A 9,614-nucleotide genomic window follows, 5' to 3' on the forward strand; every position below is an offset into this window, starting at 1 on the left:
GGCAAGGGGCGCGGCGGGTGCGGGCAGTCCGTATCGGCGGTAGACCCAGCGTCGCGCGTCTTCGAGTGGATACGTGTCACCGAACACCGCGAACTTCACGAAGACGCCTTCGAGGGTGCTGCGGAACATGATCTCCTCGAGCTCCGGATCCTCGGCGCCCCGCGCGCGGAACAGCTCCCGCATGGCATCCTCCGCTGCCGTCACGCGTACTTCGTGTCGGAGCTCCGACTCGGCGAACAGCCGGTGCGTCGACGGCTGCTGCTGCATCGCGAGCACCGCCCGCTCCAGCGGTGTCGCGTAGCCCGTCGCCCCGAGCGCCCCGTCGATCACGGCAGCGAGCATCTCGTCCGGCGTGCCTTCGACCCGGGCGAAGCCGAGCACGGTCTCGAACCAGCGATCGATGACGGCCGCGATGAGCTGCTCCTTGCCGCCGAAGTGATAGTTGACGAGCCCCTGGGCCACACCGGCGCGCGTCGTGATCTCCGCGATGCTGGCACCGGCGACACCGCGTTCGGAGAAGGCCGCGATCGCCGCCTGCAGGATGCTCTCCCTGGTACGCTCGCGCGCCCGCCGATACTGCTCGTCGGAACGTGCCATGCGGCTTCCCCCCTCCCGTGTTCCGCCGTGTCCCTGCCCCCGATCACGTGCCGCCCGAGTCAGGCCGAGGCGCGCACCACGAGCTCGGTGGACAGGATCGTCGTGGTGGGCGGGTCCTCGCCCGCGAGACGCGACAGCAGGACCCGGGCCATGGCCTCGCCCTGCGCGTACATCGGCTGACGCATCGTGGTCAGCTGCGGATCCGTGCTGACGGCGACCGAAGAATCGTCGAAGCCCACCAGGGCGATGTCCTCCGGAACCCGCAGGCCCGACGCACGCAGCGCCGTCAAGGCGCCACGGGCCATCAGGTCGCTCGCGACGAAGATGGCGTCGGGGCGACCGCCGGCGAGAAGGCGTCGAGCGGCGTCCGCCCCGCTCGTCTCGCTGTAGTCCCCCTCCTCCTCCGCGTACGGGGAGAGACCGGCATCCTTCAGCGCCTCGCGGAACCCCTGCACGCGGTCGACCGACGCGACCATCGTCAGCGGCCCCGAGATCGTCGCGATGCGCGTACGGCCGATGTCGATGAGGCGCTGAGTGGCATTGCGCGCTCCGGTGACGTTGTCGACGTCGACCACGTAGTCGCCCTCATGGCGTCGCACCGGCCGACCGCCGAAGACGACGGGGACGGCATCCGCGATCCGATCGACGAAGGCGTCGCTCGTGTGATGCGAGACGATCAGCGCGCCGTCGACTCCGCCGTTGCGCACGAAGCTGGTCATCTTGTCACCGGGATCGTCGCTCGCGATCAGCAGGTTGAGCAGGTAGTCCGAGCTGCCGAGCGCCCCCGTGATGCCGGCGACGATCGCTGCGAAGAACGGGTCGCCGAAGAAGCGGGTCGTGTCCTCGGGGATGATCAGGGCGATCGCGTGCGTCTGCCTCGACGCCAGCGAGCGTGCCGCACGGTTGGGCACGTAGTTCAGCTCGTCGATCGCGGCCCGCACGGCGGCCAGGGCCTCCGGGCTCACGGACGTCGATCCGTTCACCACCCGCGACACGGTGGACCGGGATACTCCGGCGGTGGATGCCACCTCTTCGATGGTCGCTCGGGGCGACATCAGCGTACGCACTCTTCCATCGCCCTATTGTCGCTGACCATCTCCCTTCGAATCACGCAAATGGTCGCATCTCGACCACGGATCGAGCCATTCACGCGATTCGAACGGGGAGGAGGCCGCCCTACAGAGCGCGAGCGGCGATGATCCGGGCGTACTCGCGACCGGAGTCCTTGAGCGTGCGCTCCTGGGTGTCGTAGTCGACACGGACGATGCCGAAGCGCTTGTCGTAGCCCCACGCCCACTCGAAGTTGTCGAAGAGCGACCAGTAGAAGTAGCCACGCACGTCGACACCCGCATCCGCCGCATCGAGCACCGCGCCGAGGTGCAGACGCAGGAATTCGGTGCGGTCGGCATCGTGCACACGCTTCTCGTCGCCCTCGACCACCACGACGTCGTCATAGGCCGCGCCGTTCTCGGTCATGGAGAGCACGGTGCCCGCAGGCTCGGCGTATTCGGTCCAGATCCGCTGCAGCACGCGGGTGAGGCCCTCGGGCTGCACCTCCCAGTTCTGCGCGGTGCGCGGCAGACCCCGCTCGACCGCGTGGATGCCCTCGCTGGACGGATACGGGCTGCGCCGGACGCGATCGGTGTCCGGCTCCGCGGAGACCGGCCCCTCGGCCGGTGCCGTACCGGACACGAAGTCGCCGTGGTAGTAGTTCACGCCCTGGGTGTCGATGCGCTGCGCGATGGTCTCGAGGTCACCGTCATGGACGGCCGCCTCGAACCGCGCGACCGCCTCGGCATCGACCGCACGGATGTCCTCGACGATGTCGGCCGGATAGCTGCCGCGGTAGATCGGATCGAGGAACCAGCGGTTGAACTGCCCGTCCACCCGGCGGGCGGCATCGACGTCGGCCGGGTTCTGCGGATCGGCGGGATCGGCGACCGTGTGGTTCAGCGTGATGCCGAGGTTGAGCGACGCATCGCGACCGCGCAGCTCCTGCACGGTGCTGCCGTGTGCGAGCAGCAGATGGTGCGCGGCGAGCAGCCCCTCCGCGACGCTGGTGTGACCCGGCGCGTGCTCGCCCGCCGTGTAGGAGAGGAACGACGAGCACCACGGCTCGTTCAGCGTCGTCCACACGTTCACCCGGTCGCCCAGCGCATCGTGCATCGTTCCCGCGTAGTCGAGGAACCGATCGACCGTGTCACGGTTCGTCCATCCCCCGCCCTCCTGCAGCGCCTGCGGCATGTCCCAGTGGTACAGCGTCAACCAGGGCAGGATGTCGGCGCCGAGGAGCTCGTCGACCAGTCGTTCGTAGAAGTCGACCCCGGCGAGGTTCACCGCACCGCCGTCCGGCCGCACCCGCGACCACGACGTCGAGAACCGGTACGTCTGCAGGCCGAGCTCCTTCATGAGCGCGACGTCCTGCGGGTAGCGGTGGTAGTGGTCGCAGGCCACGTCGCCGTTCTCTGCGCCGATCACGGCACCGGGCACACGGGCGAACGCATCCCAGATCGACGCGGTGCGCCCGTCCTCGAACGCCGCCCCCTCGATCTGGTACGCCGCCGTCGCGGCACCGAAGAGGAAGTTCTCGGGGAAGGAGCGGGTCATACGGGTCATCCTTTCACCGCGCCCGCCATGATGCCACTGACCAGCTGGCGACCCGCGACCACGAAGAGCACGAGCAGCGGAAGGGTCGCGAGCACCGCGCCGGCGAGCACGATCGAGTAGTCGATGTAGTACCCCGACTGCAGCTGGCTGAGGGCCGTCTGCAGCGTCGGGTTCTGGGGGGAGAGCACGATCAACGGCCACAGGTAGTCGGTCCACGCGGTCATGAAGGTGAAGAGTCCGAGGATCGCCATGGCCGGTCGCGCCGCCGGGAGGCCCACCGTCAGGAAGGTCCGGAACTGGTTCGCCCCGTCCATCCGCGCGGCCTCGATCAACTCGTCCGGGATCACGTCGACCAGATACTGGCGCATGAAGAAGACACCGAACGCGGTGACCAGGGTCGGCACGATCACCGCGCCGATCGTCCCGGTCCAGCCGAGTTCGCGCATCAGCATGAACAGCGGGATGATGCCGAGCTGTGTCGGGATCGCCATGGTCGCGATCACGAAGATCATCAGCCCGTCGCGACCCTTGAAGCGCAGTTTCGCGAAGGCGTACCCGGCGAGCGTCGAGAACGTGACGACCGAGAGCGTGATGATGCCCGAGATCAGGAACGAGTTGCCGAGCGCGAGCCAGAACGGGATCGCATCGAACACCTGAGCCGCGTTGGTGAGGAAGTTCCCGCCGGGGATCAACGGCAGCGTCTCACCTCGGGTGGCGTTCGTGCCGCTGGCGACCACGACCGACCACCACAGCGGATACACGCTGCCGATGATGAACGCGGCCAGGAGTCCGTAGGTGAGGAAACCGGGTCGGCTGCCGATGCCGGCGTTGCCCCCGGTCCGGGCCTGACGACGCCGGATCTTCTCCGGCACGCTGAGAGCCTGCGTGGCGGTCATCGGGTCCCCTCCTCGGTGCTCGTGCGCGCACGGCGACGGGCCGCGCGATTCTTCGGGGCGTCACCGGTGGAGATGCGCCGGGAGATCAGGAAGTTGATGACGCCGATGGCCACGATCAACAGGAAGAGCAGGATGGCGACCGCCGAGGCCTCGCCGAGGTTGCGGCGGAAGAAGGCGAGTTCCCACAGGAACAGGACCGTGGTCTGGAACTGCCGATCGCTGCCGCCGATGCCGCCGGCCGTCGAGACGTCGAACAGGCGGGGCTCGGCGAAGATCTGCAGACCGCCGATCGTCGCGGTGATGATCACGAAGATCAGCGTCGGACGGATCGTGGGGATCGTGATCGAGAAGAACCGCCGTGCGGCACCGGCGCCGTCGAGGGCGGCGGACTCGTACAGGTCGCGCGGCACGGCCTGCATCGCCGCGAGCAGGATGAGGGCGTTGTAGCCCGTCCAGCGGAAGTTCACCATGACCGCGATCGCGATGTGCGACAGGGCCGTGTTGTGCTTCCACTCCTGATCGGCGATCCCGACGAGATTGAGCAGGTTGTTGGCCAGACCGTCGGCCTCGTTGAAGATGCTCGAGAAGATGATGGCGACCGCGACCGGCGTGACCACGAACGGGATGAGCACACTCATCCGCCAGAACGTCGGGGCACGGAGTCCGCGGTCGAGGAGGTACGCGATCACGAGGGCGACGGCGAGCTGCGGGATGGCCGAGAGCAGGAAGATGCTCAGGGTGTTGCCGATCGAGTTCCAGAACATCGCGTCGCCGAGGATCTCGACGAAGTTGCCGAATCCGACGAAGTCCCCCTCCCCCTTGAGCAGGTCCCAGTCGTGCACGGCGACCCACACGGTGTAGAGCAGGGGGAACAGGCCGACCAGCCCGAACAGCAGGAAGAACGGCGAGATGTAGAAGTAGGGCGATGCGTTCTGGTCGAACCGCGAGACGCGATGACGCCAGGAGCGCTTCGACACGGCATCCTTCGCCGGAGGTGTCGTCTCGCGGTGCTCCGCGGGCGGGGCGGTGAGAGTCATGGGGTGTCCTTGTCCCGGAGGTCCGAGGGGTTCCGGTCGCAGTTTCGCTCGGAATGCACGGGCGATACCGAGCGAGACTGCGACCGGAAGGGGGATGTCCGCTGAGGTCAGCCGACGAGGTCGTTCAGCAGACCCATCGCCTGATCCCAGGCACCCTGCGTGTCGGTCTCGCCGCGGTCGAGGCTGCTGAGAGCCGGACCGAAGACGTTCTCCTGGATGACGGAGTCATCCGCGCCCTTGAACTGCGCGACCACGCCCTTGGCACGCTCGGCGAGGATCGCCCCGGTCGGAGCGTCGTTGAAGAAGGCGTTCGGTGTCGCGTCCGCGGCGAGCGTCTCCTGCGCCTTGATCGTGGACGGGAAGTTGCCCGCGGCTGCGGACTGCTTCACCTGCTGGTCGGGCTGCGTCAGCCAGTCGGCGAGCTCGGCCGCCGCCTCCTTGTGCTCCGAGGACTCCGGGATCGAGAGGAACGCCCCACCCCAGTTGGCCGCGCCGCCGGGGAACACGTCGGCGAAGTCCCACCCGGTCGACGCGTCTCCGCCGCCGGCCTCGACCTGACCCTGCACGACGCCGAGCATCCAGCCCGGGCACACGAAGGTCGCGAAGGTGCCGTCGACGAACGACTTGCCACCGTTCCAGTCCCAGGCCGTCTGCGCGGCGGACTGACCGCCCTCGGTGGCCGCGCCGAGTTCCTCGAAACGCTTCTTGAGCTCGTCGTTGCCCTCGACGTTCAGCTCGCCGTCGGCCGTGTAGTAGCCCTCGTCGAGCTGGTTGACCATGGCGTTCCACACGAAGCCGGAGTGGTCATACCAGGCCTTGCCGGTCTTGGCGGTGTAGTCCGCGCCGACCGCGAAGTAGTTCTCCCAGTCGCCGTTCAGGAGCTCGGCGACCGACTCGCGGTCGCTCGGGAGGCCTGCAGCTTCGAACGCAGCGCCGTTGTAGCAGATGCCGCTGGGGCCGATGTCCGTGCCGTAGCCGATCACACGGCCGTCGGCGTCGGTCGCCTGACCGTACTTCCAGTCGACCCAGTCGTCCTTGCGGTCCTCGATGCCGTAGTCGCGCAGGTCGACGAAGGTGTCGGACACGTCCATGATCGCGCCGAGCCAGCCCTCCTCGATCGCGACGATGTCGCTGAGGCCGGAACCGGCGGCGATCTTCGTGAAGGCATCGGTGCGGGCGTTGCCACCCGTGTCGATGTTGGTCGCCTCGATCTTGACGTTCGGGTGCGCCTCCTCATACTCCTTGTAGAGGTCTTCGTAACCGAAGGTGCCGAACGTGGTGACGGTCAGGGTGACCTCCTCGTCGGCGCTTCCCTCCGAGGTGTCGCCCGAGCTGCCGGAGCAGCCGGCCAGGGCCAGGGCGGAGACGGATGCCACAGCTGCGATCGCGAGGATCCGGTGGCGGGCACGTGTGTTCACAGTTCACTCCTTTGTGGTGGTCGTGCGGTGTTGGTGCGTAGGAACGCCGTGGGAGCGCTCCCACGGGTTGAGCAGCCACTCTATGGGAGCGCTCCCACGGTGTCAACCCGACCCGTGCGAACCCGGTCCTGTTCACAACTCAGGAAGAACCTGGCGGCGTGGCCGGTACGGAGCGGCAAACGCGGTAGTCGGGCCGTTTTCTCCTGAGTTGTGAACGCGGCGTACCCTTGTCCGGTGCCCGATGCCACGCTCTCCCCTGCCCTCGTCCGCGCCGAAGCCCTGATCCGCAACGTTCCGGACTACCCGCAGCCGGGGATCATCTTCCGCGACATCACGCCGCTCCTCGCCGACGCCGAGGCCCTCCGTGTGACGACCGAGGCGATCATCGAGCCCTTCGCCGGGCAGTTCGACGTGATCGCGGGCATCGAGGCTCGTGGATTCATCCTGGCCAGCGCCGCGGCGATCGCGGCCGGTGTGGGACTCATCCCGATCCGCAAGGCCGGAAAGCTGCCGCGCCCCGCTGCCTCCGTGGACTACGCCCTCGAGTACGGCACCGCCACGATCGAGATGCACGACGATCTGCCCGCCGGACCCCGCGTGCTGCTGATCGATGACGTACTCGCCACCGGCGGTACCCTCGCCGCGGGACGGGAACTCGTCGAACGGCTCGGCAGCCACGTCATCGGCATCTCGGTGCTGTTCGAGATCGACGGCCTCGGCGGCCGCGAGGCCATCGGCGACCTGCACACGGTCTTCCACTCCGCCGAGTAGTCCGCGCCCGGGGCGGTAGACTGGGTGCGCCCGTCCGCCCGCGACTCCCGGAGCCGTTCATGCCCACCATCGTCGTCGACGTCATGCCCAAGCCCGAACTGCTCGACCCGCAGGGGAAGGCCGTCTCCGGCGCCTTCGCCCGCCTCGGTGTGGAGGGCTTCTCCGACGTCCGCATCGGCAAGCGCTTCGAGCTCACCGTCGAGGGTGAGGTCACCGAAGAGGTCCTCACCGAAGCCCGGCGCATCGCCGACGAGGTGCTCTCCAACTCCGTGATCGAGGACGTCGTCGGCATCGAGGTCGCCGAGTGACCGTCCGCATCGGCGTCATCACCTTCCCCGGATCGCTCGACGACCGCGACGCCCAGCGCGCGGTGCGCATCGCCGGCGCCGAACCCGTCGCCCTGTGGCACGGTTCGCACGACCTCGAGGGCGTCGACGCCCTCGTCCTCCCCGGCGGCTTCAGCTACGGCGACTACCTGCGCGCGGGCGCCATCGCCGCGCTCTCGCCGATCATGTCCGAGGTGAAGGATGCCGCTGCCCAGGGCATGCCCGTGCTCGGCATCTGCAACGGCTTCCAGATGCTCGTCGAAGCGCACCTGCTTCCCGGCGGTCTGATCCGCAACAACCACCAGCACTTCGTGCGCCGTGACCAGAAGCTCACGGTCGAGAACTCCGACACCGCCTGGACGAACGCGTTCCGCGCCGGCCAGGAGATCGTGATCCCGCTCAAGAACGCCGACGGCGGCTACATCGCCGACGAGCAGACGCTCGACCGCATCGAGGGCGAGGGGCTCGTGGCCTTCCGCTATGCCGGGGTCAACCCGAACGGTTCCCTGCGCGACATCGCCGGCCTCACGAACGAGGCGGGCAACGTGGTCGGCCTCATGCCGCACCCCGAACACGCGACCGAGGCGGGCTTCGGCCCCGACACCTCCGCCGCCATGCGCAGCGGTGTCGACGGACTCGACTTCTTCACCAGCGCCATCGCCGCGGTCGCCCGCGTCGCCGCGTAGGCCCGGGGTTCCGCCACCCCGCGCTTCCGCGGCCCCGCGCTTCCGCAGCCTCGCTCAGTCGCCCGGAAGCGTGAAGGGGTTGCTCCCTGCTGCCGCGAGCAGGTACCAGGCCGTGGCGCCCGTGTGCAGACTCGCGTAGTAGAGGTCGCCGAATCCGGAGTCGAGGCCGTCGTTCGAGGTCGCGACGATGCCCTTGCCGTCTCCGTTCGGGGCGTCGCGCTGCGCCAGCCGGATGCTGCTCAGCAGGGCGTCCGCACGATCCACGTCGCCCGCTCCATCGCGCAGACGCAGAGCCAGCGCGAGGTGTCCGCTCCCCTCGAACCACGCCTTCGACACGTCGACCTCGCTGATGGACGGACCCGTGTACGGGCCATCGGTGGCCATCAGGTTCGCGAGCGTCCAGTCCAGCGCGGCGCCGTAACGCGGGTCTCCGGTGGCGAGTGCACTCCAGGTCTGGCCGTCCAGGGGGATGGGCCGCGTGTTGATGGTCGAGCCGTCGAGGCCGGTGCCGGTGTTCACGTGGCCGTCCGCGCTCTGCATCGCCGCGACGAAGTCGGCCGCGACGGCTGCCCGCTCCGCCCACACCGCGTCCCCGGTGAGCTGCGCGAGCTGTGTGAAGAACCCGGCGATGTCACTGTTGTGCTCGGTCGACTTCCAGGTCAGCGACGTGCCGTCCTCGAGCTGACCGCCGGTGTAGCCGTACGGAGCCCGGACCATGTCCGCGGTGTTGTCCTGGATCCACTGCCCCACGCGCAGCGCCCCGTCGAGATACTTCGGATCCCCGGTCGCGTGCGCGAGCCGCGCGAGCGCCAACCCGACCCACGCCTGGTTTCCGGTGAAGCTGCCGGGGCCGGTGATCTCCACCCGTCCTTGGCGGATGCCGTGCGGCTCGTACGACGCACGGGTGCGTCCGTCGCCGATCGGGTCGTTCTCCTGCACGAACAGGAGCGTGTCGCCGATCGCCCGCGCGCGACGGAGATCGTCCGGAAGCCCCCGCGCGGTGTAGGCGATCACGACCAGCGCGTCGTCGTACACGAACGACGGCGTGAAGTCCCAGGTGGGCGTGGTGAAGAAGCCGCCCTGGTAGCTGCGCGGGAGGCAGTGCCCCGCACCGTCGCAGAACTCGTCGACCCTGGCATCGAGGAACTCATAGGCCAGTGCCACCGACTGTGCGGCATCCGGTGCCGCTGCGCCGGGAGCCGAACCGTCCGCGGGCCGGCCTGCGCCCAGAGCGGCAGGGGCTGCGCCGGCGAGAACGGCCGCGGCGACGAGCGCG

The 9,614-nt window shown here is 68.7% G+C and carries 10 protein-coding genes; 3 read left to right on the forward strand and 7 right to left on the reverse strand.

All coding sequences use genetic code 11. The features are described 5' to 3' along the window. The 6 genes from L978_RS16520 to L978_RS16545 all read right to left on the reverse strand — a co-directional run. Window positions 1-597 (reverse strand): TetR/AcrR family transcriptional regulator (locus L978_RS16520; RefSeq protein WP_047524386.1); only part of this gene is annotated, 597 nt, incomplete at its 3' end. 59 nt (window positions 598-656) lie between these two features. Then, window positions 657-1,652, reverse strand: coding sequence for a LacI family DNA-binding transcriptional regulator (locus tag L978_RS16525; RefSeq protein WP_047524387.1), 996 nt, complete (start codon window positions 1,650-1,652; stop codon window positions 657-659). Window positions 1,653-1,773: 121 nt separating this feature from the next. After that, window positions 1,774-3,204: a GH1 family beta-glucosidase gene (locus tag L978_RS16530; protein ID WP_197055681.1), complete on the reverse strand. Its 1,431-nt coding sequence runs from the start codon at window positions 3,202-3,204 to the stop codon at window positions 1,774-1,776. Between the two features lie 5 nt (window positions 3,205-3,209). Next, on the reverse strand, window positions 3,210-4,100 hold the full coding sequence (locus tag L978_RS16535; protein ID WP_047524389.1) for a carbohydrate ABC transporter permease: 891 nt from the start codon (window positions 4,098-4,100) through the stop codon (window positions 3,210-3,212). Further along, on the reverse strand, window positions 4,097-5,137 hold the full coding sequence (locus L978_RS16540) for a carbohydrate ABC transporter permease (protein ID WP_047524390.1): 1,041 nt from the start codon (window positions 5,135-5,137) through the stop codon (window positions 4,097-4,099). Before L978_RS16540 ends, L978_RS16535 begins: the two co-directional genes overlap by 4 nt. A gap of 107 nt (window positions 5,138-5,244) precedes the next feature. Beyond that, window positions 5,245-6,555 carry an ABC transporter substrate-binding protein gene (locus L978_RS16545; RefSeq protein ID WP_047524391.1) on the reverse strand — a complete coding sequence of 437 codons (1,311 nt, stop codon included), beginning with the start codon at window positions 6,553-6,555 and terminating at the stop codon, window positions 5,245-5,247. Window positions 6,556-6,789: 234 nt separating this feature from the next. Between L978_RS16545 and L978_RS16550 the strand changes: the two genes are divergently transcribed. The 3 genes from L978_RS16550 to purQ are packed head-to-tail and all read left to right on the forward strand — an operon-like array spanning window position 6,790 to window position 8,338. Next, complete coding sequence (locus L978_RS16550; RefSeq protein ID WP_047524392.1) at window positions 6,790-7,326, forward strand: adenine phosphoribosyltransferase; 537 nt, start codon at window positions 6,790-6,792, stop codon at window positions 7,324-7,326. A gap of 59 nt (window positions 7,327-7,385) precedes the next feature. Beyond that, on the forward strand, window positions 7,386-7,634 hold the full coding sequence (gene purS / locus L978_RS16555; protein WP_047524393.1) for a phosphoribosylformylglycinamidine synthase subunit PurS: 249 nt from the start codon (window positions 7,386-7,388) through the stop codon (window positions 7,632-7,634). Further along, window positions 7,631-8,338 (forward strand): phosphoribosylformylglycinamidine synthase subunit PurQ, encoded by a 708-nt coding sequence (gene purQ / locus L978_RS16560; RefSeq protein WP_047524394.1) that lies wholly within the window; start codon window positions 7,631-7,633, stop codon window positions 8,336-8,338. Before purS ends, purQ begins: the two co-directional genes overlap by 4 nt. A gap of 54 nt (window positions 8,339-8,392) precedes the next feature. On the opposite strand, the gene L978_RS19020 is transcribed toward purQ, so the two are convergent. Further along, a partial coding sequence (locus L978_RS19020) for a hypothetical protein (RefSeq protein WP_047524395.1) occupies window positions 8,393-9,614 on the reverse strand: 1,222 nt, incomplete at its 5' end.

Source organism: Microbacterium sp. ZOR0019 (genome assembly GCF_000800925.1).
GTDB lineage: Bacteria > Actinomycetota > Actinomycetes > Actinomycetales > Microbacteriaceae > Microbacterium > Microbacterium aurugineum.

Coding starts and splice junctions, on each gene's coding strand:
- L978_RS16525 (WP_047524387.1), bottom strand. CDS start 1,652: ATGTCGCCCCGAGCGACCATCGAAGAGGTGGCATCCACCGCCGGAGTA.
- L978_RS16530 (WP_197055681.1), bottom strand. CDS start 3,204: ATGACCCGCTCCTTCCCCGAGAACTTCCTCTTCGGTGCCGCGACGGCG.
- L978_RS16535 (WP_047524389.1), bottom strand. CDS start 4,100: ATGACCGCCACGCAGGCTCTCAGCGTGCCGGAGAAGATCCGGCGTCGT.
- L978_RS16540 (WP_047524390.1), bottom strand. CDS start 5,137: ATGACTCTCACCGCCCCGCCCGCGGAGCACCGCGAGACGACACCTCCG.
- purS (WP_047524393.1), top strand. CDS start 7,386: ATGCCCACCATCGTCGTCGACGTCATGCCCAAGCCCGAACTGCTCGAC.